Source organism: Desulfoluna spongiiphila (genome assembly GCF_900101345.1).
Lineage (GTDB): Bacteria > Desulfobacterota > Desulfobacteria > Desulfobacterales > Desulfolunaceae > Desulfoluna > Desulfoluna spongiiphila.
On record NZ_FMUX01000029.1, the window covers coordinates 22,717 to 45,275 of the forward strand.

At 60.6% G+C, this 22,559-nt stretch carries 24 protein-coding genes; 18 read left to right on the forward strand and 6 right to left on the reverse strand.

All coding sequences use genetic code 11. The features are described 5' to 3' along the window. The first annotated feature begins 247 nt into the window (after positions 1–247). The 13 genes from BLQ12_RS24900 (at position 248) to metK (ending at position 12,893) form a co-directional block, all read left to right on the forward strand. The gene (locus BLQ12_RS24900) at positions 248–931 is read left to right on the forward strand and encodes an ABC transporter ATP-binding protein (RefSeq protein WP_092215374.1); all 684 of its coding nucleotides are present in this window, start codon (positions 248–250) and stop codon (positions 929–931) included. Further along, complete coding sequence (locus BLQ12_RS24905; RefSeq protein WP_139164109.1) at positions 928–2,196, forward strand: hypothetical protein; 1,269 nt, start codon at positions 928–930, stop codon at positions 2,194–2,196. Before BLQ12_RS24900 ends, BLQ12_RS24905 begins: the two co-directional genes overlap by 4 nt. Positions 2,197–2,816: 620 nt before the next feature. Next, entirely contained in the window at positions 2,817–3,320 is a 504-nt protein-coding gene (locus BLQ12_RS24910) for a tRNA (cytidine(34)-2'-O)-methyltransferase (protein WP_092215378.1), read from the forward strand. Between the two features lie 316 nt (positions 3,321–3,636). Further along, positions 3,637–4,401 (forward strand): MBL fold metallo-hydrolase, encoded by a 765-nt coding sequence (locus tag BLQ12_RS24915; protein WP_092215380.1) that lies wholly within the window; start codon positions 3,637–3,639, stop codon positions 4,399–4,401. Positions 4,402–4,456: 55 nt separating this feature from the next. After that, positions 4,457–5,119, forward strand: coding sequence for a precorrin-2 dehydrogenase/sirohydrochlorin ferrochelatase family protein (locus tag BLQ12_RS24920; RefSeq protein ID WP_092215382.1), 663 nt, complete (start codon positions 4,457–4,459; stop codon positions 5,117–5,119). Positions 5,120–5,161: 42 nt separating this feature from the next. Continuing rightward, positions 5,162–5,983, forward strand: coding sequence for a cytochrome c biogenesis protein CcsA (gene ccsA, locus BLQ12_RS24925; protein ID WP_226860088.1), 822 nt, complete (start codon positions 5,162–5,164; stop codon positions 5,981–5,983). Between the two features lie 93 nt (positions 5,984–6,076). After that, positions 6,077–7,345 (forward strand): glutamyl-tRNA reductase, encoded by a 1,269-nt coding sequence (hemA, locus tag BLQ12_RS24930; RefSeq protein WP_092215386.1) that lies wholly within the window; start codon positions 6,077–6,079, stop codon positions 7,343–7,345. A 69-nt stretch (positions 7,346–7,414) separates the two neighbouring features. Then, positions 7,415–8,371, forward strand: a complete 957-nt coding sequence (fabD, locus tag BLQ12_RS24935; protein WP_254782113.1) for an ACP S-malonyltransferase — start codon at positions 7,415–7,417, stop codon at positions 8,369–8,371. Between the two features lie 171 nt (positions 8,372–8,542). Next, positions 8,543–8,905, forward strand: coding sequence for an RNA polymerase-binding protein DksA (gene dksA, locus BLQ12_RS24940; RefSeq protein ID WP_092215388.1), 363 nt, complete (start codon positions 8,543–8,545; stop codon positions 8,903–8,905). Beyond that, the gene (locus BLQ12_RS28105) at positions 8,895–9,770 is read left to right on the forward strand and encodes a PHP domain-containing protein (RefSeq protein WP_226860090.1); all 876 of its coding nucleotides are present in this window, start codon (positions 8,895–8,897) and stop codon (positions 9,768–9,770) included. Before dksA ends, BLQ12_RS28105 begins: the two co-directional genes overlap by 11 nt. Continuing rightward, on the forward strand, positions 9,767–10,471 hold the full coding sequence (gene rnc / locus BLQ12_RS28110) for a ribonuclease III (RefSeq protein WP_226860091.1): 705 nt from the start codon (positions 9,767–9,769) through the stop codon (positions 10,469–10,471). Before BLQ12_RS28105 ends, rnc begins: the two co-directional genes overlap by 4 nt. Before the next feature lie 36 nt (positions 10,472–10,507). Then, complete coding sequence (locus BLQ12_RS24950) at positions 10,508–11,593, forward strand: elongator complex protein 3 (RefSeq protein WP_092215390.1); 1,086 nt, start codon at positions 10,508–10,510, stop codon at positions 11,591–11,593. Between the two features lie 127 nt (positions 11,594–11,720). Beyond that, positions 11,721–12,893: a methionine adenosyltransferase gene (gene metK, locus BLQ12_RS24955; RefSeq protein ID WP_092215392.1), complete on the forward strand. Its 1,173-nt coding sequence runs from the start codon at positions 11,721–11,723 to the stop codon at positions 12,891–12,893. A 200-nt stretch (positions 12,894–13,093) separates the two neighbouring features. Here the strand turns inward: metK and BLQ12_RS24960 are convergent, their stop codons facing one another. Both BLQ12_RS24960 and BLQ12_RS24965 read right to left on the reverse strand, forming a co-directional pair. After that, positions 13,094–13,978 (reverse strand): TP0624 family protein, encoded by an 885-nt coding sequence (locus BLQ12_RS24960; RefSeq protein ID WP_092215394.1) that lies wholly within the window; start codon positions 13,976–13,978, stop codon positions 13,094–13,096. Between the two features lie 122 nt (positions 13,979–14,100). Next, the gene (locus BLQ12_RS24965) at positions 14,101–15,669 is read right to left on the reverse strand and encodes a SpoIID/LytB domain-containing protein (RefSeq protein WP_092215396.1); all 1,569 of its coding nucleotides are present in this window, start codon (positions 15,667–15,669) and stop codon (positions 14,101–14,103) included. A gap of 94 nt (positions 15,670–15,763) precedes the next feature. Between BLQ12_RS24965 and BLQ12_RS24970 the strand changes: the two genes are divergently transcribed. Genes BLQ12_RS24970 through BLQ12_RS24980 form a run of 3 tightly spaced genes read left to right on the forward strand, consistent with a single transcriptional unit; the run spans position 15,764 to position 18,218 of the window. Then, a complete protein-coding gene (locus BLQ12_RS24970; RefSeq protein ID WP_092215398.1) occupies positions 15,764–16,585 on the forward strand; it encodes an MlaE family ABC transporter permease in 822 nt (273 codons plus the stop codon). Between the two features lie 14 nt (positions 16,586–16,599). Beyond that, on the forward strand, positions 16,600–17,313 hold the full coding sequence (locus BLQ12_RS24975) for a P-loop NTPase family protein (protein WP_092215400.1): 714 nt from the start codon (positions 16,600–16,602) through the stop codon (positions 17,311–17,313). Then, positions 17,310–18,218, forward strand: a complete 909-nt coding sequence (locus BLQ12_RS24980; RefSeq protein ID WP_092215402.1) for an MlaD family protein — start codon at positions 17,310–17,312, stop codon at positions 18,216–18,218. Before BLQ12_RS24975 ends, BLQ12_RS24980 begins: the two co-directional genes overlap by 4 nt. A gap of 219 nt (positions 18,219–18,437) precedes the next feature. Here the strand turns inward: BLQ12_RS24980 and mobB are convergent, their stop codons facing one another. Next, a complete protein-coding gene (gene mobB / locus BLQ12_RS24985; RefSeq protein WP_092215404.1) occupies positions 18,438–18,920 on the reverse strand; it encodes a molybdopterin-guanine dinucleotide biosynthesis protein B in 483 nt (160 codons plus the stop codon). Positions 18,921–19,160: 240 nt separating this feature from the next. Here mobB and BLQ12_RS24990 point away from each other — a divergent pair, with 240 nt between their 5' ends. Further along, entirely contained in the window at positions 19,161–19,682 is a 522-nt protein-coding gene (locus BLQ12_RS24990) for a shikimate kinase (RefSeq protein ID WP_092215406.1), read from the forward strand. A 46-nt stretch (positions 19,683–19,728) separates the two neighbouring features. Here BLQ12_RS24990 and tatC read toward each other — a convergent pair whose 3' ends face one another. Together tatC and BLQ12_RS25000 are read right to left on the reverse strand one after the other, a co-directional pair. Beyond that, positions 19,729–20,547, reverse strand: a complete 819-nt coding sequence (gene tatC / locus BLQ12_RS24995; RefSeq protein WP_092215408.1) for a twin-arginine translocase subunit TatC — start codon at positions 20,545–20,547, stop codon at positions 19,729–19,731. A 75-nt stretch (positions 20,548–20,622) separates the two neighbouring features. After that, on the reverse strand, positions 20,623–20,907 hold the full coding sequence (locus BLQ12_RS25000; RefSeq protein ID WP_092215438.1) for a twin-arginine translocase TatA/TatE family subunit: 285 nt from the start codon (positions 20,905–20,907) through the stop codon (positions 20,623–20,625). Positions 20,908–21,264: 357 nt separating this feature from the next. On the opposite strand from BLQ12_RS25000, the gene BLQ12_RS25005 reads away from it, so the two are divergent. Further along, on the forward strand, positions 21,265–22,050 hold the full coding sequence (locus BLQ12_RS25005; RefSeq protein WP_175470060.1) for an IclR family transcriptional regulator: 786 nt from the start codon (positions 21,265–21,267) through the stop codon (positions 22,048–22,050). Here the strand turns inward: BLQ12_RS25005 and BLQ12_RS25010 are convergent. Continuing rightward, positions 22,020–22,541, reverse strand: coding sequence for an adenine phosphoribosyltransferase (locus tag BLQ12_RS25010; RefSeq protein ID WP_092215410.1), 522 nt, complete (start codon positions 22,539–22,541; stop codon positions 22,020–22,022). The genes BLQ12_RS25005 and BLQ12_RS25010 overlap by 31 nt on opposite strands. Positions 22,542–22,559: the final 18 nt, after the last annotated feature.

Genomic DNA, 22,559 nt, shown 5'->3' on the forward strand with positions numbered 1-22,559 from the left:
GATGCCTCCGGCAGCCCTGCCGGGGTCCAAACTTTTGAAAAGTTTGATAAACAGGTTAAAAAAAACAGATTCAGTTTAATCTGAATTAAAAGCGAATGTGATTTTTCCTGAGGAACGAAGGGGAAAGCGCATTCGCACCCTGCTTTCGAGGTGGCTCACCTCGCCGCCGGAGGCAAGCTTTTTCTACCCAACTTTAACCATAGACGGTTCATTGTCCCCACTGTTTTCTTACCTAGAGGAAAAAAACATGACCATGGTGGCGGTTCGGGAGGTTCGAAAGGTTTACAGGCAGGGGGATGTGGAGGTGCCGGCCTTGTCCGGGGTCTCCCTGTCCATCGACCCGGGAGCGTTTCTGGCCCTGGCCGGGCCCTCGGGATCGGGAAAGACGACCCTGCTAAACCTCATCGGGGGACTTGACGTGCCCGACGACGGCAAGATCACGGTGGATGGCCGGGACCTGGGGACGCTTTCGGCAACGGCCCTTACCGAGCTTCGCCTTCATCGCATCGGGTTTGTGTTCCAGGCGTACAACCTGATCCCCGTGCTCACGGCGGTGGAGAACGCCGAGTACGTGATGCTGCTTCAGGGGGTCCCCAAACAGGAGCGCCGGGAGCGGGCCATGGCGGTGTTGGATGAGGTGGGGCTCTCCGGGCTCTACCACCGGAAACCGGCGGAACTCTCCGGGGGACAGCAGCAGCGGGTGGCCGTGGCCCGGGCCGTGGTCTCAAGGCCTGCCATCGTTCTGGCGGATGAGCCCACGGCAAATCTTGACTCAGCCACAGGGGAGGGGCTCCTTGCCATGATGCGGGAGATGAACGAGGCCAGGGGCGTGACCTTTGTCTTTTCCACCCATGACGCCATGGTGATGGATGCCGCCCGCAAGGTGATCCGCATGAAAGACGGACGCCTGGACGGGGACAAAGGGCTGTGAAATCATGGAGAGTGGCCGTTGCGGCAGCTCTTTTCCTGATGTGCCCCCGGGGGGCCTTAGCCGTTTCCGTGGATGTCGGGGGACAGGTCAAGGCCTCGGTACGGGGGATCCGGTACGATGCCGACGATGCGCGTGGAAGCCTGGATCCCGTTGGGGAGTCACCCTACGACGACCTGGAGAGTTCTGCCGGGTTTCGGCTGGCCTCCCGGACGGCGTTTTCCCCCACCCTGACCCTTGACCTGGACTATGAGCTTTTCTACGAGGGCGGAGACGCGACCAAGCGCCGTTCGGACCTTGAAGGGGCAGGCCTATCCGTGCCTGGTAGCGACCGGGGCGATGAAGACCGGTATCGCCTCTTTGACCTGACCTCCGAGATCTCCGACTCCTCCCACCACCGCACCGTTCACCGCCTGGACCGCCTCAGCCTCAACAAGGAGCTGGGGAGCCTCGATGTAAGGATCGGCCGCCAGGCCGTGACCTGGGGCGGGGGCCTTCTCTTTAACCCCATGGACCTCGTGAACCCCTTTTCCCCCACCGATACCCTGCGGGACTACAAGGCCGGAGACGACCTGGCCTCCTTTCGCTACACCACCGCAGATGCCATGGAGCTCCAGGCCATAGGCCGTCCGGGGCGCGATGGCACCACAGGGGACGTCTCCTCCGATGCCTCAAGCTACGCCACCAAACTGCACGGCACCTACGGCAGCCTGGAAGGGGATATTCTCGTGGCCAGCCACCGGGGCCACACCCTGTCCGGGGTGGGATTTTCAGGGTATGCCGGGGAGGCGGCCTGGCGTTCGGACCTTGTTGTCTCCGATGAAGACGGGGGCACCCTGTCCGCCGTTGCCAACATGGACCTTTCCTGGATCGCCTGGGGCAAAAACTGGTACGGCCTCGTGGAGTTCTACCACAACGGGTACGGCACCTCCGATTACGCTGCCGCCCTCACCGACCCGGACACCCTGGAACGGCTGGACCGCGGGGAGGTCTTTACCTTGGGGAAGAACTACCTCGCCGTCAGGGTCCAGCTGGAAGCCCACCCCCTTGTGAACCTGACCCTCACCGCCATCACAAACACAGGGGACCCCTCCGGAGTCCTTCAGCCTACCGTGGTCTGGGACGCCCGCCAAAACCTTCGCCTGGACATGGTCGCCCTTCTCCCCTGGGGCGCTTCCGAAACCGAGTACGGGGGATTTACCCTCCCCGGCGGCTCACAGGCCGCCCCCGCCCGGGAGCTTATTGTGCGGGGCACCTTGTTCTTTTGATCCCAATGCAAGCGTTTGGCCGCCGGAAGCGTCTTTAGCATCAGAAAAAGAATGCCTTCTATGGTTAAAGTCTGATGAATCACAGGATCAGGAAAAAACAAAAGCAATGCCTCCGGCGGCGAGGTGTGCCACCTCGAAAGCAAGTTGCGAATGCGCTTTCCCCTTCGTTCCTCAGGGAAAATCACATTCACCTTTAAAACGGCATTCATTCAAAAAGAGCTTTTAAGATCTGTGTTAAACTTTTTAAAAGTTTAGCCCCCGGCAGGGCCACCGGAGGCATCTTTAACCGGACTGCCTCCGGCGGCAAGGTGTGCCACCTTGAAAGCAAGTTGCGAATGCGCTATCCCCTTCGTTCCTCAGGGAAAATCACATTCGCCTTTAAAACGGCATTCCTTAAAAAGAGTTTTTAAGATCTGTTTGTTAAATTTTTTAAAAGTTTAGCCCCCGGCAGGGCCGCCGGAGGCACCTTTAGCCGGGTTGCCTCCGGTGGCAAGGTGGGGGCTCTGGTTTTCCGATTCCTTAGGTGTCGCGGGGGACAAAAACCTGTTATAAGGTGAGGGATTTTTAACCGGAAACAGGCCCCGCATTGCGGGTCACGCAGGAAAGGATGTGTTGTGGGGATGGAACAGGAAGGGGCACCCGAGCGCCACGTGGTGCTGGTGACCCCGGAAGTACATTGGAACACGGGGAATGTGGGGCGGACCTGTCTGGGGACCGGTGCGCACCTGCATCTGATCAAGCCCCTGGGGTTTTCCTTGGACAGCGCCCAGGTCAAGCGCGCCGGCCTGGATTACTGGGAGCACGTGGCGTTGTCCGTGTGGGATAACCTTGACGCGTTTTATGGGGCCATGGCGCCCGAAGACGATGAGGTGGCCCTCTTTGCCAAGCTCGGGTCCCGGCCATTCTGGGAGATGCCAAAGGCAAGGCGGCTTTTTCTGTTTTTCGGATCGGAGACCAAGGGGCTGCCGGCTTCGGTGCTGAATCGGTACCCGGCGTCGCGGTACCACATTCCCATCAACCGGGAGATTCGATGTCTCAACCTCTCCACCAGTGTGGGGATTGCACTTTATGAGAGCCTTCGCGGGGCGGGTGTGTCCCATGGGTGGGGCGGGGACGGAGACTGATTTCGGCGAGGTAAAAAGGCGGCCCGTTGCGGGCCGCCCATGGCGTGAAACGGAGGGAAATGTGTGGCGGGTAAACAGGTGATCATGATTATAGGGTGGGGGCGAGTGTGAGTCTATAAGGGCAGCCCTTCATTTTACCGGGAAGATCTCCCTGTACCCCCGGCCCCCCTGGGGGCGCTTTCGGATCGGCCCCGGTGGTTGCGAAGAGAGCGGCAGGGCCCTAAAATAAACGATATCTGGCCTTGAAATACCCTTGGCACCCGTCGTCCTTTGCACCAAAATCCATTCACCTTTTACTAAGGGAGGCCCGTAACCCATGGCACGAATCACCCTTCTCGGAACGGGGACCTGTGTCCCCTCGCTGGCTCGAAGTGCCTGTGCGGCCCTGGTGCAGACCGGGACCGAGACCCTTCTCATCGACTCCGGCCCCGGGACCATGCGCCGTCTCCTGGAGGTGGGGGTCTCCATCGATGAACTTACCGGCATCTTTTACACCCACATGCACCCGGACCATACGGCGGAGCTGGTTCCCCTGCTGTTTGCCACCAAGTACCCGGAGTGTGGCCGTACCCGGCCTTTGTCCATTTACGGGGGGGAGGGGTTCGGTGCCTTTTTCGATCAGCTTAAAGGGGTGTACGGGGAGTGGATGGATCCCGGGCCGGGTCTGGTTCGATTGACCGAGCTCTCGGTGGCGCAGCGGGACCTGTTCCACCAGGGGGACCTGGCGGTGCTGACGGCCCCGGTCTCCCACCGGCCCGAGAGCCTGGCCTGCCGGGTGGTGTTTTCCCAGGGGCGCTCCGTGGTCTTTTCAGGGGACACCGGCCCCTCCGAAAGCCTGGTGGGGCTGGCTGCGGGCACGGACATGCTGGTGTGTGAGTGCTCCACCCCGGATGCTGAGGCCGTGCCCCATCACCTGACTCCCTCCCTTGCCGGAGAGATGGCAAAAGCTGCAAAAGTCGGGATGCTTGTGCTCACCCATTTTTACCCGGCCTGTGACAAAGTTGATATTGAAAAAGAGTGCCGCAGAACATATGATGGGCAGCTGGTCCTCGGAGAGGACCTGAAACCCTTTGATCTTTAAGGTGATCTGCGCCGGGTTTTGCGGCGTGCGTCACAGACTGAAAGTGAGCAGACCCATGCGATACTATCCCGTAAGCCTTGATATTATGGGGAAGGCGTGCCTGGTGGTGGGCGGCGGTGCCGTGGGCACCCGGAAAGTCGAGACCCTGGTGCGTTGCGGAGCCCATGTGACCGTGGTGAGCAAGGCCTTTACCGACGAGCTGAAGGCCATGGCGCAAGACGCGCCCATCACCCTTGAGGAGCGCGCCTACGATGCCTCGGACATGGACGGGAAATTTCTTGTCATCGTGGCCACCGACGACCAGGCCTTCAATACCCGGGTGAGCCGGGACGCAGAAGCCACCTGCAAGCTCTGCAACGTGGCCGATTACCCCAGCGCCTGCAACTTTATCCTCCCTTCCATCGTGCAGCGGGGGGACATGACCCTGTCCATCTCCACCTCCGGAAAGAGCCCCGCCTTTGCCAAGTGGATGCGGCGTCGGCTGGAGACGGAGTTCGGGGACGAGTACGGGGAGTTCCTTGAACTCATGGGGCTGGTGCGCAAAAAGCTGCTGGCCGAGGCCCACGAACCCGAGGCACATAAGCCCCTTTTTGAGGCGCTCATCGCCGGCGGGCTCCTTGAGATGGTGAAGGCCGGAGACAAAAAAGGGGCAGATGCCTTCCTCACCGAGGTGCTGGGGGAGGGCTACACCTGCGACACGCTTGGTTTTTCTCTGTAATCACGACACCGTATGGTATCGGCTTCAACCATGGGAGGCGGGATGATGGACATACTGACAGCAGCTTTCTACCTGGCAAGTGCGGTGGCCTACCTGCTCTACCTCTTTTTTCAGAAGGAGAAGGTCCAGGAGGCGGGGTATCTTCTTTTCGGTGCGGGGTTTGCCGTCCACACCATCTCTCTTGTGGTCACCTCGGTGCAGACCGGTTACCTGCCCGTCCATAACCTGCGAGAGACACTGGGGCTGGCCGCCTGGGCCGTGGCCCTGGTCTTCCTTTTTTTAAGGGCGCGGTACCGCATCAAGGTGATGGGGGTCTATGCCGCTCCCCTGGCCCTTTTGGCCTACACGGCGGCCCTGCGGGTTCCGGACCTGCCGCCGACACAGCCGGAGGCGGTATACGCCAACTTCTGGTTTTTTGCCCACGTCATCACCATTTTTGTGGGGGAAGCCGCCCTGGCCATGGCCTGCGGTGCGGGTATTCTTTATATCCTCCAGGAGAACGCCATCAAGGAGAAGAAACGGGGTTTCTTTTACCGGCGCCTGCCTTCCCTTGAGCAACTCGACGACATGGGATACGCCAGCATTATTGTCGGTTTTTCCGCCCTGACCCTGGGGCTGGTCACCGGCCTGCTCTACTCGAAGATCATCTGGCATCGGTTTATCAGTTGGGATCCCAAAGAAGTCTGGTCCGGGATCTCCTGGGTAATCTATGCCGTGCTTCTCCACGAACGGCTCGTGGGGGGCATGCGGGGGCGCAAAGCGGCCTGGCTGGCCATTGCGGGGTTTGCGGTGCTGCTTTTCACCCTTTTCGGGGTCAATTTTTTCATGGAAGGTCACCACGGGGAGTTCACCCGGTTCAGGTGAGTTCATCCGGTTTTAACGGACGAGATGTCCCTGCGGACGGGGAGCAGTCCCCCACGGACGGGGCACTGTCTGTGGGACGAGAGATACGGCGTTATGCGAGAAATTGTACTGACAGGTTTGAATCACAAGACGGCTCCGGTTGCCATACGGGAGCGCCTTGCCATGAGTCGGCAGGAGTGCATGGAGGCCATCGATGCCTTGCGGGAGCATCCCCATGTGGACGAGGTGCTTCTTTTCTCCACCTGCAACCGGGTGGAGGTGCTGATGGCCGCAAAAGACGGCGAGGCTGCCGTTGCCGCGGCCAAGGACTACATCTCAGACCTCAAGGGGCTGCCCGTGAGCGAGTTTGAGTCCTGCCTCTACGTGCACCACCGGGAAGAGGCGGTGCGGCACATGTTCAGCGTGGCCGCAAGCCTTGACTCCATGGTGGTGGGGGAGCCCCAGATCCTGGGGCAGGTCAAGGATGCCTACCACCTGACCGCGTCCAAAAAAGCAACGGGCCCCCTTCTCAACCGCCTGATGCACCGCACCTTCCATGTGGCCAAACGGGTGCGAAGCGAAACGGGGATCGGCGACAGCGCGGTGTCCATCAGCTACGCGGCCATTGAGCTGGCCCGGAAGATTTTCGGCTCCCTTGAGGGGCGCAAGATCCTTCTCGTGGGGGCCGGTGAGATGGCGGAACTGGCCGTGGAGCACCTCATCCAGCATCAGGCAGGGGACATCTTCGTGGCCAACCGGACCCTGGACCGCGGGGTGGAGCTGGCCCGCCGTTTCAACGGCAGCGCCATTGCCCTGGAGGAGATCCCCGAAACCCTGACCGGGGTGGACATCATCATCAGCTCCACGGGGTCCCCCACCTGCGTCATCACCCGCGATATGGTCAAGCCGGTGATCAAGCGCCGAAAGGGGCGGTCCATTTTCTTTATCGACATTGCCGTGCCCCGGGACATCGACCCGGCCATCAACCGACTCCCCAACGCCTATGTGTACGACATCGATGACCTGAAAGAGGTTATCGACGGCAACATTGAGACCAGGCGGGCCGAGGCCATTAAGGCCGAGCGCATTGTGGAGGAGGGGGTGGTGGCCTTTTCACGCTGGGTGGAGGGGCTCCGGACGGTGCCCACCATCAAGGCGTTGCGCGCCAAGGTGGAATCCATCGCCGAAGGGGAGGTTGAAAAGACCCTGTCGGGGCTGACGGGCCTCTCCGAGGAGGAGAAGGCAGCCATTCGCCGCATGGGTCAGGCCATCGTCACCAAGGTGGTGCACGATCCCATCCGTTTTATCAAGGACGGCTGCCACAACCGGGACGAATCCCGGGCCTTGAGCTACGCCCGCAGTTTTTTTGACATTCACGATTAGGCCGGAAACGGCGTTGCGGGAGAGCCCGTGGCGGCTCCCCCACTTTTTTAGTTTACGGGAGGTTCAGACGTGACAAAGACCGTGTTTCTTTTTCCCGGCCAGGGGTCCCAGGCCATCGGCATGGGGGAGGATTTTTACCAGGAATTTGCGGTGGTGCGCGAGGTCTTTGAGATGGCCGATGAGGTCACCAAGTCCCACCTGACCCGCCTCTGCTTCAAGGGCCCCATGGATGAGCTGACCCAGACCGTCAACCTCCAGCCCGCCGTGACCGCCGTGAATTTAGGGATGATGGCGGCCCTTGCCGAGGTGGGGGGGGATCGCTTTGAGGTGGCCTGCGGTCACAGCCTGGGCGAGTATGCGGCCCTTTGCGCCGCCGGTGTCGTTTCCCCTGAAGACACCCTCACCCTTGTGAAGAGCCGCGGTGAGCTCATGGACAGGGAGGCCCGGAAACACAAAGGGGCCATGGCCGCGGTGCTGAATCTCGATTTTGCCACGGTGGATGCCCTGGCCGAGAGCCTCCGGCAGGAGGGGGCCCCTTCCACCAGGGGGGTCTGGGCGGCCAACCACAACGGCGAAAAGCAGATCGTGGTGAGCGGCGATCCCGATTCCGTGAAACAGTTCGGGGCGGCGGCCCGCGAAAAAGGGGGACGCGCCGTGCCCCTGCGCGTGAGCGGTGCCTGGCACAGCCCTCTGATCCAGGGGGCGGAAGAGCCGTTTCGAAGGGTCCTTGACTCGGTCTCCTTTAACGGGCCGGCCAAGGGGCTTTTGTTCAACGTGACGGCCGATGCCGAAGAGGATCCCGCCGCCATGAAGGAGAACATGGCCCGCCAGCTTGTGTGCCCGGTGAGGTGGTACGACACCATGACGCGACTCCTCGAAGACGGGGTGACCCGGTTTGTGGAGGTGGGCCCCGGCAAGGTCCTCTCCGGGATTGCACGAAAAATCATTCCCCAAGACGGCCCTTGCGAGGTGGTGAATATCTCCACCCTGGCAGAATTGGAGTCCTGGATGAATACCCTGGGGTAGTCCTGCAATTCGTTGAAATACCAAGTGCTTGATGTGCTTTTTCGCGCCTTTGTCTCCGTCGCGGGGCCAAGGCGCCTTCCTCAATATATCTTTACAAAAATCGTAAACTGTGTTTACAGTAGGCAGGTTAAACAAAAATTCGCCAACCAAGCTCAGAGGAGAGGTTTGAGTATGGATCAGGAAACACTGGAATATTTCAGGAAGTTTTTAACTGATCGGCTTAATGACCTTCTGGAACAGGCTGACAGCACTGTTGAAGGGATGACTGCCCAGAAGGAGAGCTTCCCCGATCCCACGGACCGAGCATCTCACGAGGAAAACAGGAACTTCATGCTTCGTATTCGCGACCGCGAACACAAGCTGATCAAGAAGATAAAGCAGGCCCTGGAACGTATTGATAACGGGGTGTTCGGTGTCTGCGAAACCTGCGAAGAGTATATTACCGTCGAGCGGCTCAAGGCACGCCCTGTCACCACCCAGTGCATCGATTGCAAAACCCGGGCAGAAGCCAGAGAAAAAGCCCTTGGCCTCTGATCGCGCTTCGGCGGGGATCGATCTGCACATCCATACCACCGCCTCGGACGGGTCCCTTTCGCCGCTGGAGGTGGTCAGGTGCGCCCGCAAGGCCGGTCTCGCCGCCATAGCCATCACCGATCACGACACCGTAGAGGGGGTCCGGGAGATTTTGTCCCATGGGCTCCCCGACGATTTGCGTTTCATCACCGGGGTTGAGATCAGTTCCCTTCCCCCTGCGCCTTACCGCAGCAAGGGCAGCTTCCACATCCTTGGTTACGGTATCGATCCTGAGTCCCCGCCCCTGGCGGAGGCCCTCGAATCCCTGCGCCTTCAGCGCGAGACGCGAAATCCCCAGATGATTTCCCGGCTCAATGATCTCGGCATGGACATCACCCTGGCCGAGGTGGCTGCGGAGGCAGGCGGTGCTGTGGTGGGCCGTCCCCACATGGCCTCGATCATGGTGCGCAAAAAATGGGTGGCGTCGGTTCCCGAAGCCTTTGACCGGTACCTGGCCACCGGGCGTCCCGCCTATGTAGAAAAGGGTCGCATTGATTTTGAAAATGCGGTAAGTCTCATTCGTGCCGCAGGGGGGCTTCCCGTGCTGGCGCACCCTGTGACCGTGGGGCTTTCCCCAGACGACCTCAAAGGGCTCCTCAAGAGCCTTGCAGGGCTTGGTCTGGCCGGTGTGGAGGCGTATTACTCCACCCACTCTCCGGAACTCACCCGGTTTCTTCTTGGCTGCGCCGAGTCCTTGGGGCTGGTGGTGACCGGCGGATCCGATTTTCACGGGGCGTATAAAACCGGTATAAACCTGGGCGTGGGGAGAGGCGATCTCCATGTACCCTTTGACTGTTACGCCACCTTAATCGCTGCATTGCCATGAATCACATTGAAGACCTGTCACAGTTGGAGACCCACCTCAACTACACCTTCGGCGACCGAAGCTTTCTCGCCACGGCCCTGATGCACAGCTCCTATGTCAACGAACAGGGGGATGCCATCCTTGAGGACAACGAGCGCCTTGAGTTCCTGGGAGATGCCGTGCTGAACCTTGTCGTCGGAGATGCCCTGATGCACAATTTCCCCGAGCTCAACGAGGGGAACCTGTCGCGCATGCGCTCCAACCTGGTCAACGAGACCCAGCTGGCCGAGATTGCCAGGCAGCTGGAGCTGGGGCTGTTTATCCGCCTCGGCAAGGGGGAGAGCCAGACCAACGGCCGGGACAAGAACTCCATTTTATCCGATGTCCTTGAAGCGGTCATCGCCGCCGTCTATTTAGACGGAGGGTTCGACGCCGCCTACCGCCTTATCAGTCGCCATTTCAAGCCCCTTTTAAGCGGCGCACGCCCTTCCCGTCTCAACAGCGACAGCAAGAGCCTGCTCCAGGAGTACTCCCAGGTCCACCTCAAGGAGATTCCCCGCTACCGCGTGGTCTCTGAGATGGGTCCGGACCATGACAAGACCTTTCAGGTCTGCCTGAAGACCCGCGACATCGAGACCATGGGCTACGGAAAGAGCAAGAAGGCCGCCGAGCAGGATGCCGCCCGCATTGCCCTGGATCTTTTGAAGGAACGGGGGCTTTAGGACCATGGCCCCCTTCAGCTGTCGGTGAGCCGCCCCATGGTCACCGGCACCCCCCGCGCCTTTGTGGTTCCCCTCTTTATCCCCCATGCGGGATGCCCTCATCACTGTATTTTCTGTAACCAGCATGCCGTCACCGGTCAGGGAAATGCCAATGCCCCTGCCATGCCCACGTTTTCCGCCATGGAAGAAGAGATCGAGCGCTGGCTGGGCTGGGCCGCAAGCCGGCACCCCGTGGAGATCTCCTTTTACGGCGGGACCTTTCTGGGGTTGCCCGTTGAGACATTGACAGCCTGTCTGGACCTGGCCCATGGCTACGTCAAGTCCGGCCGGGTCCAGGGGATTCGTTTTTCCACCCGCCCCGACACCGTCACCCCGGAGACCCTGGCGATCCTGGCCAGGTATCCCGTCACCACGGTGGAGCTCGGGGCCCAATCCATGGAAGATCTCGTGTTGAAATTAAGCACCCGGGGCCATACGGCCGCAGACACGGAAAAGGCCATGGCGCAGCTGAAGGCAAGGGGGTACCGCACCATCCTACAAATGATGCTGGGGCTTCCCGGGGAGACCCCGGCGCGGTTCCGCACTTCCCTTCATCGCATCCTGGCCCTTGCCCCCGACGGCATCCGCATCTACCCCACGGCGGTTCTGGCCGGAAGCGGGCTGGCTGCCCTCTGGCGACGGGGCCAGTATGAGCCCCTCTCCCTTGACGAGGCGGTGCAGCGGAGCAAGGAGGCATGGCTGGAGGCCACGCGCCGGGGTATCGCCGTCATCCGCATGGGGCTCCAGGAGAGCGAGGAGATGCGTCTTGAGGGGATCCTGGCCGGTCCCCATCACCCCGCCTTCGGCCACCTTGTCCACAGCGCTCGGTTCCGGGACATGGCCGAGACCCTTGCCAGGCGCCTCTTTTCTCCGGGGGATTCCCCGACGTTTCGCGTCCACCCCCGCAGCGTTTCGCGCCTTCGGGGAGACAAAAACAGCACCATGGAGAGCCTTGCGGCGCGTTGGAAATTGGCCGCCATCCAGGTGGTCCCGGACAACACCCTGGCCGAGACGGCCCTGGCCGCAGGGGGATGGATTGTGGATTCGGTCCGGCAAAGCTTTGCAAAAGAGATGGAAAGTTGATAAAGAACATCGGATGATCGGCAGTGCCCGGCAATGGCAAGGGGCTGCCTGTCTGACTCCCGCCCGACAGACACCGATCGATTCATACGAAGCGATTTAGATTTCAAGTGTTCCAAAGGAGCAGAGAATGACCAACGCAAACTACTTTTTTACTTCGGAGTCCGTAACGGAGGGGCACCCCGACAAGGTGGCCGACGCTATTTCCGACTCCATCCTGGATGCCATCATGGCCCAGGACACCCGATGCAGGGTTGCATGTGAGACCCTGGTTACCACCGGCATGGCCTTTATCGCCGGAGAGATCACCACCAGCTGCTATGTTGACATGACCCAGATCGTGCGCGACACCATCCGCGAGATCGGTTACGACTCCTCGGACATGGGCTTTGACTGGCAGACGTGTGCGGTGATTTCAAGCATCGACAAGCAGTCCGAAGACATCGCCCAGGGCGTGAACGAAGGCGAAGGCCTGTTCAAGGACCAGGGCGCCGGCGACCAGGGGCTTATGTTTGGCTACGCCATCGACGAGACCCCTGAGCTGATGCCCATGACGGTTGTGTTCGCCCACAAACTCACCCAGCGCCTTGCCGAGGTGAGGAAAACCGGCGTACTCCCTTACCTTCGCCCGGACGGAAAAGCCCAGGTCACCATTGAATACGAAGACGGAAAAGCCACGCGCGTGGACACCGTGGTGGTCTCTTCCCAGCACACCCCCGAGGTGAGCCACGAAGACCTTCAGGAAGGCATCATCAAAGAGGTCGTGCTCAAGGTCATTCCCCTGGAGATGATCGACGACAAGACCCGCTTTTTCATCAACCCCACCGGGCGGTTCGTTGTGGGTGGCCCCATGGGTGACTGCGGCCTCACCGGTCGCAAGATCATCGTCGACACCTACGGCGGCAGAGGAAGCCACGGCGGCGGTTGCTTCTCCGGAAAAGATCCCTCCAAGGTGGACCGAAGCGCCTCCTACATGGGACGCTACATCGCCAAGAACATCGTTGCCGCAGGCCTTGCCAAAGAGTGCGAGGTACAGGTGGCCTACGCCATCGGCGTGGCCGAGCCCGTGTCCGTCCTCGTGGACACCATGGGCACCGGGGTTATCCCCCAGGAGCGCATTGCCGAGATCGTCCGGGAGGTCTTTGACCTGCGTCCGGCCGCTATCATCGAGCAGCTCGACCTTCTGAAACCCATCTACAAGATGACCTCTGCCTACGGCCACTTCGGCCGCACCGACAGCGAGGGCTTTACCTGGGAGCGCACCGACAAGGTGGATGTTCTCCGGGAGAAAGCCGGCATCTGAGACTTTGCCGGATCACGGGTCTGACGGGTAGATTATAAAAAGGGGCGCCTCCTGATGGGGGCGCCCTTTTTTATTGTTACCCTTCAGTAACGATTCCGTTCATATACGAGTTCGTTGGCTTGCCTTTTGATTCCGGCCAAACGAACCGGAAAGCTTTTGCGGAGCTTTTTTCAAGACGCGACCCGCCGGAGGCAGTTTTATTACTGCTGGCGTTTGACCTGGGGCGGGTCCAGGACAATGACGACCCGGCACTGGCTGAGAAAGGTGGTGTGGGCCACGTCAGAGCGGATGCGGGCGGCGTCCTGGCTGCTGATGATGATGTCGGTACGGGCGCCGTCCGTGGTACCGATGCCGGTGACCATCAAAGGGTTTTCCCCGGCTGAGAGTCCCTGGCCGGCCCGGGCCAGGGTGCTTTCATAGGTGGCCACCCCGCGCTGGACCGCATACTCCCGGCTGATGATGGTGGGGCCGTAGACCTCTTCGCCGGATTCGGTGACCAAACGCGGGGCAAGCCCGGGGATCACATCCACCCCGCGGGCATCCACGATAAGGCCCGTGAAGGCGCCGTGGGGGGCCGGGGTCTCGGGAGACTCCGAGGAGAACAGGGGCCTGATGGGGTTGATCTGGCGAATCTCTTCGGGAAGAATGAGCTGGGAAAAGGCCCCCCTTAAGGGCAGGGTGAGGGTGACCTGGACAGAGCCGTCGGTGAGGAATCGTTTTTCCGTGATGGGGATAGACAGGAACATCAGGTCCACCTGGGCGAGGACCTCCCGGTTGGCGTCCATGACATCGCTGCCGGTGGTTTCGCCGTGGATGGTGAGGCGTCGGAGGATGGCCGAGAGGTTGGCCCGGGACGCTTCGATGGCCCGGTTGACGTAATGCTCCCTTGCCTCCGGGGAGGCGGGGTGTCCGGCCTTTTCGTTGGGGGCATGCATCCCTTCCGCCCGGACTGTGCCGTTGCTCCAGTCGATCCGGCCGTTATCAAAGCTTTCCGTGATCCCCTGGCCCGCGGCACCGAAGAGGGGGCCGGAAGAGAGGAGCGTCAGGGCTCCCAGGAGAAGAAGGGTCATCAGGCGTCGTTTCATGACGGGCCTTATAAATAAGGTCGTGGGCAAAAATGCTCCGGGCGTATACGAAGGGCCCTGGAAAAAGTCCGGTGACGGCGTTTTTTCCAGGCGCCCGTAACGCGGGGCGCAAAAACCCGATATCAGCGAACCCCCTCTTTGTCAATGGTGACCAGCGAGACGTTTTTGTAATAGTGATGCAAAATGGTGTCGTAGGTGAACCCGGAGGCGGCCATTTTTCGGGCACCCCACTGGCTCATGCCCACGCCGTGGCCATAGCCGCACCCCTCAAAGATGAAATGCCGCTTTTTCCGGGTGACTGAAAACCGGGCGCTTTTGATTACCTCAGGGCCCATGGCCAGCCTGAACTCGTTTCCGGTGAGCTCAAGGCGTCCCCGGGAGGTGCTGATGACCACCCGCCCGTTGCGGCCGGAAGGGGAGGGCTCGGAGGTTTCCAGGGAGATGATCCCCCCGGGGCGGTATCCTTTTTCCCACAAGCGCTTGACCATGCTGTCGGCATCGATCTCCCCTGTCCAGCAGGCATCGGGGGCCAGGCTACTGAAGCTGTCCTTGACCCCTTGAAGGTAGGGAAGGGCCGCTCCCCAGACCGCATCGGCGCTTTCGGTCATGCCGCCGCTGTTGGCGTGGAAACAGGCGATGATGGGGAGTCCCTGATACGCAAGGTAGCGTCCATTTGTGGTATCCACCGGAGCGGTGGTCTCCGGGGTTTCGGCATCGGCACCGCCGTAGACCTGAAAGGCGGTGGAGGCCTCCAGGTCAAAGCGGGGGTGGTCCTTCCGGTTGAGGAGGGTGTGGTAGGTGTAGGAGCGTGAGGCAATGGCCTGGGCCTTTAAGGCCTCTTCCGGCCAGAGGTGGCTCATCTCCTTGGGAAGCACCCCGTAGAGGTACTCCTCCACCGGGAGGGTGTTGACCACGGAGATCCCGTCTTCGTCGGGCCAGAGGGTCACCACGCCGCGGTAGGCGTGTCCGTCCACGCGGGGTCTCTTGGCCCCGGGGCCGATGGTGAGGGTGAGGTTACCGGCCACGACACCGTTGACCACCAGGCCCTCTTCCCCGGGGGTGACGGTGACCGGGCCCACCCCTTCAAAGAGGGGGGATCCGTCCCGCAACACGGCCATGGGCTCACCGGCCTTGCCCAGGGTCACCTTGTCCGCCCGGTGGCGGATGAGCACCCGGACCTTGTCCGGGAGTTGTGCCATGGCCTTGTCCTGGACATCGATCTGTTTGTCCTCGCCGGACAGGGCTTCGGCCTCGCGCAGCCAGGCCCGTGCCGAGGAGCTGCGCATGTGGTCGGGGTAAAGCTCGATGAAGCGATCAAAGTGGGTGACGGCCTTGGCAAATTGCCCGTTTCGGTAGGTGACGGCTCCTAGGGCAAAGCGGGCATCAATGATCACCGAGGTATCGGGGTAGGTGGTCTCGATCTGCTCAAGGCAGGCCACGGCCGTGTCGGGAAGGTTTAAGTTGTGGCTATAGAGAACGGAGAGAAAGAGCAGGGCCCTGGCGCGATCCTCTCGATCGGTGCTGCTCTCCAGGATGCGTCGGAACAGGGCGGCCGCTTCAAGGGGGCTGCCCTGTTCAAGGAGGCCGGAGGCCTCTTCAAAGAGGTCGTAGCGCGGTGCGGGTGCTGCAAAAACAGGCAGGGCGACACACAGGAGAAGGCAGAGGGTGACAAGGTGTTTCAGGCGAATCATGGGGTGAGTTCCCTCCGGGTGATACGGTTAAAATCGGTTGATCTTTGTCGGTTGAATTGACTATACTTTTCCGGCAGAACAAGAGTAGCGGATAATGAGCATATTGACAACCAATCCACGGGGGCTTGCGTTGAAATGGATCGGGCGAACATGCGGTTATGTCGGACGCGCCACCCTGGATATCATGGGGATGGCCCTGCTGCGTGCCGCCTTTACCCTGCGTATTCTCACCCTGCTGGTGAGGCGTCCCGCCGACGGGCGCGCCCAGGTGAAGCGGGCGGTGGTGGAGCAGATCTACTTTACGGCCGTCCAGGCCCTGCCCCTGATCATCCCTTTGGCCCTGCTCGTGGGCAGCGCCATGATCATTCAGTTCACCAAGCTTTCCGGCGAGTTTGAACTCGGCAAGGCCGCGGTGATCCTCACCGTTCGTGAGATCGGGCCCCTTATCACCGCCCTGGTGGTGATCCTGCGTTCTGCCACGGCCGTCACCGCCGAAATGAGCTGCATGACCGTCTTTAATGAGATCGAAGCGCTGGAGATGTCCGGGGTGGACCCCATGTGGATCCTCTCCTTTTCCCGGTTTACGGGCATCACCTCGGCGGTGGTCTGTCTTTTTGTGGTGTTTGACCTTGCCGCCCTCTTCGGCGGGCAGGTGGTGGCCTGGGCCACCACGAGCCAGTCCGGTGACATCTTTATCTATCAGGTGGCCAAGGCCATCAGCGGCACCGATCTTGTGGTGAGCCTTCTCAAGGCCCTTCTTTTCGGGCTCATCATCACCGTGGTGAGCCTGTTTCACGGGTACACCACCGTGCGCAAGGTCTCCCGGATTCCCGTGAGTGTCTCCAGGGCGTCCGTGGAGAGTTTTTTTGTCTGCATGCTTGTCAACGCCTTTGTTTCCATCGTTTTTTACCTGTAGAGGAGGCCATGCCCATGCCGACACCTGGCACCGAGGATTCCGGCACAGACCCCACGCCAGTGGTCCAGTTGACGGATCTTTCGGTGGAGGACGCCTGGAAAGGGCGCTCCCTCTCCGGCCTGAACCTGACCCTGCCCCCGGGGACAGCGGCCCACCTCTCCGCAGACAACCCCGCCGATGCCCACCTTCTGCTGCGGTGCCTGGCCACCTTGAGCTGGCCGTCCCGGGGCCGGTATCGCTTCAACGGCGAGACCCTGCCCTTTACCCGGTACGAGCGGCTGTTGCCCGTCAAGCGCCGGATCGGCTACCTCTACCCCATGGCCGCCATGGTGAGAAACCGCACCGTGGAGGAGAACCTCGATTACCAGGCCCACTACTTCAGCGATACGGATCTTGCCCGTCACCAGGGGCTGAAAGAGAGCCTGGTGAGGGCCTTTGGCATCGAAGAGGCCCTTGCCTTCTGCCCGGAGCTGGTGAGCGCCATGGAGCAGAGGCGAGCCATCGCCGTGCGGGATATCCTCAAAGAACCCCTTCTCTTTCTGGCGGAGTACCCGGAAGAGTTTGTGGGCCGCGGGTTCTTCTCCGGGTTTATCGGTGAAATCCGAAAGATTCTTTCCCGCGGGGGCGTGTTTATCTACACCACCAACTACCGGGGATTCGGCAAAGAACTGACCCCCCTTGACCTTCGCCTGGAAAACGGCACGCTCGTAAAGGAGCTGGCACCATGATTGTTCGGTACGACACCCGTGAAAAGGTGGTGGGGGCCTTTATGCTCTCCATCATGATCCTTCTGGCCCTGACCGTTCTGGCCATCGGTCGCAGCAAGGACTGGTTCCGGGAGAAGGTGACCTACTTTACCACCTTTAAAGAGAGCTACAACTTAGAGACCAACGCCGCGGTCAAGCTCTTCAACGCTGACATCGGAAAAGTCCGGGAGGTGACCCTGGTGGGCAACGTGGTCCACGTCCGGATGTCCATCTTTGCCGAATACGCCCCGCGTATCCGAAAAGACTCCATTGCCACGGTTCAGAGCGTCAACTACATCGGCAACAAGTACATCTCCATCACCCCGGGTACCCCGGAGTCTCCCCAGCTCCTTGCCGATGAAGAGATCTCTTCGGAGGAGCAGCAGTCGGTGGCGGACCTTCTGGCCAAGTTCGAGGTGGAGGAGACAGCCAAGATGGTGATCCGGGCCGTGCAGGATGTCTCGGAGGTGGCCACGCTGCTCAGGGACCCCGAGGGTCCCCTTTTCGCCGCCCTGACCAGCATCAACAATTCCCTGTCCGCCGTGGAGGTCCGCGTGGGAGCGATCCTGGACAGCCTGGCCGTGGCCGTGGACAAGGTGCCCCATACCGTGGACCTGGTGGACCGGGACCTTGAAAAGGTCCACGAGATCGGTGTGGAGATCCAGGCCAACATCGCCTTGCTGCAACAGGTTCTCACTAACGTGGAGGTGGGGAGCCGGGACGTGCCGGCCATCACCGAGACGACGGTCAAGGGGATCGAGGAGATACGGGTGGGGGTGGAGCAGATCGATGAGGTGGTGAAGTCCCTTAAAAAGAGCATCCTCATCCGGGGCAACCTGCCCCCGGGCCCCGAGGTGCAGGTCAACGACGCGGGGAGCCGTCCTTGAGTGTGATGCAGGTGGCCTTCTATGGCTAAAGTGCATGGAAAAGCCTGCCTCCGGCGGCGAGGTGAGCCACCTCGAAAGCAGTTGCGAATGCGCTTTCCCCTTCGTTCCTCAGGGAAAATCACATTCGCCTTTGGTTCAGATTGAACTGAATCTGTTTTTTCAAACCTGTTTATCAAACGTTTCAAAAGTTTGGCTCCCGGCAGGGCCGCCGGAGGCTTTTTATTCCAAAAAGGTGGTGGCAATGAAGTCGGCCACGCCCTGGGGATCGTCGGGATCCAGCGATGGCAGGCCGTCGGCCTGGGGGGCATCGGTGATGCGGGCCACCAGTTTTGTAAGACCCTTTAAAGGGGCCTTGCCGGTTTCGGTGCGGTGCACCTCGATCTTGGGGCGGGCCGATCCCTTATACCCTTCGGTGATGATAAGATCCAGGTCCTTCATCTGTCCTTCCAGCTCTTCCAGTCGCACCGGCGTCACTTTTTTCACCAGGGCATAGGCGGTCTCCGAGGCCACCATCACGGCATCGGCTCCTGCCTGCTGGTGCTTCCAGCTGTCTTTTCCTTCATGGTCCATGGAAAACCCGTGGGCGGTGTGCTTGATGACGCCCACCCGGTATCCCTTTTGCTGCAGCAGGGGGATGATGCGCGTGATGAGGGTGGTTTTTCCGGACCCCGATGTGCCCACGATGGAGAGGGTGACTGTCATGGTGCCAGTTCCTTAAGGTGTTTAACGTTTGGATCTCACCGCCGTCGGGCGATGGGGTATCGATACCCTATGGGATCGCCTTCGGCCATGTCAAGGCTAATGCACAGGAGCCCCTTTAAGGTGAAGGCACATTTTTTTGTTCTTTGTGAAGGACCCTTTGAAAGGATGGGGACAATGGGGTATTCTGGGCTTCTTTTAAGCTTTTGATTCACGAGAGGTTACGGCAGGAGAGAGACAGTGATGAAGAAAAACGTGGTACTTACCGGCATGCCCGCCGCAGGGAAGAGCACCGTGGGGGTGATCCTGGCCAAGCGACTGGGCCTGAATTTTACCGACAGCGATGTCTACATCCAGACCCGGGAGGGGCGGCGCCTCTCCGAGATCATCCGGGACGAAGGGCTGGACCGGTTCAAGGGCATCGAAGAGAGGCTCCTCTGCGAGATGGATGCCACCGGCACGGTCATTGCCACCGGCGGAAGCGTCATCTACGGAGCCAGGGCCATGGACCACCTGGCCGACCATGGGGTCATCGTCTACCTCCACACCCCCCTTGCCGTTCTCATGGAGCGGCTCAGCGATCTGGGCGCCCGGGGCGTGGTGATCCAGCCGGGCATGAGCGTGGAGAGCCTCTACCAGGAGCGCCACCCCCTGTACATGGATCGCGCCCACATCGTCATCCCCACCGACGGCCTCACCCCGTCTGGAGTGGCCGATGCCGTCCACGACGCCCTAATAAATATGGAAGGCGACGTCTGGCTGTAAGGATGATCTGCAACGGGGCCTCCTGCAAAGGGAGGCCCTTTTTATTTTAGGCATCCTCTTTGGGCGCCACCCCATCGCTTTTTACAGCGGGTTCGGCGTCCTGATTCTCATCTTTTTCTTCATCCTCGTCATCGGTGGCTCCCAGGGGGCGCCTGCCGAAGGCCATGGCCCCGAAGATACTCAGCTCGTAGAGGAGGATCATGGGGGTGGCCAGCAGGATCTGGGTGACCACATCCGGCGGGGTGAGGATGGCGCCGAAGATGAAAAAAAAGACCACGGCGTACTTTCGGTTTTTTCTGAGAAAAGCGGGGGTCACCAGGCCCAGCACGGCCAGGATGGTGATGAAGATGGGCAGTTCAAAGGCCAGGCCGAAGGCCATGAGCAGCTTGGAGGCAAAGGAGAGGTACTCCTTCATGGTGGGCAGGGCCCGTAAGGACTCCGAGGCAAAGCCCAGGAAGAACTTGAACCCGAAGGGGAAGACAAAGTAGTAGCCGAACAGGGCCCCACCGGTGAAGAAGAGCACGGAGAGCAGCACGGCCGGGCCCATGACCCACTTCTCCCGTTTGTAGAGCCCCGGGGCGATAAACATCCAGATTTCAAAGATGATCACCGGGCTGGCCAGGAGCAGTCCGGCCAGGAGAGAGACCTTGAGGTAAGTGAAGAAGGCCTCGGGAAGGCCCGTGAAGATGATGGCGTCGCCTTCGGGGAGCACCTCAATGAGGGGCCGGGTGAGGAGGTTGAAGATGACCTCCTTGAACGCGTAGGCCGCGGCCGCTCCGATGGCGATGGCGATAAAGCAGCGGATGAGCCGGGTTCTCAGCTCTTCCAGATGATCGGTGAACGGGAGTTTGTCCTCTTCCTGCATGGTCCGTGTCTCTTTAGGGGTGACTTCGCGGGGCGAAGCGAGGGGTATCGTCTCGGGGGACGGCCTCCTTGAAGGCTATCCCTCGGTGTGGTCCGGCGTCTCGGGTTTCGGCATGTCGGCGTCGGGGGAGGCGTCGTCGTTGGCGGCCAGGGTCACTTTTTTCATTTCACCACCGGCCTTTTCGGTGGAAGGGGTCTCCAGGTCCACCGTAAAGGTCTCCTTGAGATCGCTTGTTGCCTTGCGAAATTCTCCAAAGGCTCTGCCGAGGGTCTTGGCCAGCTCCGGCAGCTTTTTGGGGCCGATGACGATGAGCGCCACGGCCATGATCAGGAGGATTTCGGGCATCCCCATTCCAAACATGGTGGTCATCTCCTTGAAAAAATTGAGAGTTGTGTCGGGTAAAAACGCATGGACGGTTGTACTTGTTTTGGGGTGCGGTGTCAAGGTGAAGGGCCCGTCTCGCCAGTACTGAGGGGGTAAAAACCGGCAGCACCGTCTATCGGGAATCACGGCTGGAACGCAAACGGCTCAGGCGGGGCGTGATTTGTCTCTTTTGGGTTTTATTTCAAATGGTTGAGATGGGGGGCGGCACAGGGGGCAATTGACAGGGCCCGGCGGAATGTACTACAACGGATTGGCTGGAACATAAAGGGGTTGGCGGGGTGCGCCGCTGTCGGGCGCCGACGGAAACAGTTTTTGTGCTGCATGGAGGCGATCATGACGATTCAATCGGTAAAGCGGGCTCTTGACATACTTTCCCTTTTCACCCCGGCCCAGCCTTCCCTGGGCATTACCGAGATGTCCCGCCTGCTGGGCCTTGCCAAACCCACCATCCACGGCCTGGTGCAGACCCTGGCCGACGAGGGCTTCCTCAGCCAGAGCGATGAGACCCGCAAATACGCCCTGGGGCTGCGGGTCTACGAGCTGGGGACCTGTGTCATCAGCCACCTCCGGGTGAACCAGATCGGCGGGGCCGCGGTGCAGCGCCTGGCGCGGCAAACCTCCCTGATGTCCCGCATCGCCATCTGGGACCGGGACATGGTCCTGGTGACCCTGAACAGGTTTCCCCATGACCAGTGCCCCCCCTTTACCAATTTAGGACCCAAGGTTCCGGCTTACTGTTCGGCCGTGGGAAAGGCCATGCTTTCCACCTTGCCTGCCGAGGCCCTGGCTACCTATTTTTCCCAGACCCGGCTGGTTCCCCTGACCCCGAAAACCCTCACCGACGAGAAGGCCTTGCGGGATGAGCTGACGCGAGCCAGGGGCCTGGGCTATGCCTGCGAGTCCGAGGAGTACATCATGGGCCTTGCCTGCATCAGTGCCCCCCTTTTTGATCACAGCGGGCGGGCCTGCGCAGCCATCAGCGTCTCCGGAGCACCGGAGCTTCTGGAGAGGGAGGAGATGCCGGCCATTGCCACCGATGTCATGCGAACCGCCGGCGAGATCTCCTTTGCCCTGGGCTTTACCCCTGATCAGTCGCCTTCAAACTCACACATGGCGTAGATGGGGGTGTCACCGGTTTTGGCGCGGCCGTCCAGGTCGGGAAGTTCCACGATAAACCCGCACTCCACGATGTCGCCGCCCAGGCTGCTTACGAGCTTGATGGCCGCTTCAATGGTGCCGCCGGTGGCGATGAGGTCATCGATGATCACCACTTTCTCGCCCTTTTCAATGGCGTCTTCGTGCATCTCCACTTCGGCTTCCCCGTACTCCAGGGCGTAGGACTCCTCAATGGTTTTCCAGGGCAGTTTCCCCTTTTTTCTCACCGGCACAAAACCGACACCGAGCTGGTAGGCCAGAACCGCGCCAAAGACAAACCCCCGGGCGTCGATGCCAACCACCTTCTGGATGCCTTTGTCTTTGTAGCGTTCGTAAAACAGGTCACAGGCCTTTCGGTAGGCGTCAGGGTCCTGCATGAGGGTGGTGATGTCCCGGAAGATGACGCCCTCAATGGGCCAGCCGGGGATGGAGCGAATGGTCTCTTTGATGTTCATGGTTATTCCTGTATGGGG

What these genes read in the sequence shown, in the direction of transcription:
- BLQ12_RS24900 (WP_092215374.1), top strand. Translation starts at nt 248, where the DNA reads ATGACCATGGTGGCGGTTCGGGAGGTTCGAAAGGTTTACAGGCAGGGG.
- BLQ12_RS24910 (WP_092215378.1), top strand. Translation starts at nt 2,817, where the DNA reads ATGGAACAGGAAGGGGCACCCGAGCGCCACGTGGTGCTGGTGACCCCG.
- BLQ12_RS24915 (WP_092215380.1), top strand. Translation starts at nt 3,637, where the DNA reads ATGGCACGAATCACCCTTCTCGGAACGGGGACCTGTGTCCCCTCGCTG.
- BLQ12_RS24920 (WP_092215382.1), top strand. Translation starts at nt 4,457, where the DNA reads ATGCGATACTATCCCGTAAGCCTTGATATTATGGGGAAGGCGTGCCTG.
- ccsA (WP_226860088.1), top strand. Translation starts at nt 5,162, where the DNA reads ATGATGGACATACTGACAGCAGCTTTCTACCTGGCAAGTGCGGTGGCC.
- hemA (WP_092215386.1), top strand. Translation starts at nt 6,077, where the DNA reads ATGCGAGAAATTGTACTGACAGGTTTGAATCACAAGACGGCTCCGGTT.
- dksA (WP_092215388.1), top strand. Translation starts at nt 8,543, where the DNA reads ATGGATCAGGAAACACTGGAATATTTCAGGAAGTTTTTAACTGATCGG.
- rnc (WP_226860091.1), top strand. Translation starts at nt 9,767, where the DNA reads ATGAATCACATTGAAGACCTGTCACAGTTGGAGACCCACCTCAACTAC.
- BLQ12_RS24950 (WP_092215390.1), top strand. Translation starts at nt 10,508, where the DNA reads ATGGTCACCGGCACCCCCCGCGCCTTTGTGGTTCCCCTCTTTATCCCC.
- metK (WP_092215392.1), top strand. Translation starts at nt 11,721, where the DNA reads ATGACCAACGCAAACTACTTTTTTACTTCGGAGTCCGTAACGGAGGGG.
- BLQ12_RS24960 (WP_092215394.1), bottom strand. Translation starts at nt 13,978, where the DNA reads ATGAAACGACGCCTGATGACCCTTCTTCTCCTGGGAGCCCTGACGCTC.
- BLQ12_RS24965 (WP_092215396.1), bottom strand. Translation starts at nt 15,669, where the DNA reads ATGATTCGCCTGAAACACCTTGTCACCCTCTGCCTTCTCCTGTGTGTC.
- BLQ12_RS24970 (WP_092215398.1), top strand. Translation starts at nt 15,764, where the DNA reads ATGAGCATATTGACAACCAATCCACGGGGGCTTGCGTTGAAATGGATC.
- BLQ12_RS24975 (WP_092215400.1), top strand. Translation starts at nt 16,600, where the DNA reads ATGCCGACACCTGGCACCGAGGATTCCGGCACAGACCCCACGCCAGTG.
- BLQ12_RS24980 (WP_092215402.1), top strand. Translation starts at nt 17,310, where the DNA reads ATGATTGTTCGGTACGACACCCGTGAAAAGGTGGTGGGGGCCTTTATG.
- mobB (WP_092215404.1), bottom strand. Translation starts at nt 18,920, where the DNA reads ATGACAGTCACCCTCTCCATCGTGGGCACATCGGGGTCCGGAAAAACC.
- BLQ12_RS24990 (WP_092215406.1), top strand. Translation starts at nt 19,161, where the DNA reads ATGAAGAAAAACGTGGTACTTACCGGCATGCCCGCCGCAGGGAAGAGC.
- tatC (WP_092215408.1), bottom strand. Translation starts at nt 20,547, where the DNA reads ATGCAGGAAGAGGACAAACTCCCGTTCACCGATCATCTGGAAGAGCTG.
- BLQ12_RS25000 (WP_092215438.1), bottom strand. Translation starts at nt 20,907, where the DNA reads ATGTTTGGAATGGGGATGCCCGAAATCCTCCTGATCATGGCCGTGGCG.
- BLQ12_RS25005 (WP_175470060.1), top strand. Translation starts at nt 21,265, where the DNA reads ATGACGATTCAATCGGTAAAGCGGGCTCTTGACATACTTTCCCTTTTC.
- BLQ12_RS25010 (WP_092215410.1), bottom strand. Translation starts at nt 22,541, where the DNA reads ATGAACATCAAAGAGACCATTCGCTCCATCCCCGGCTGGCCCATTGAG.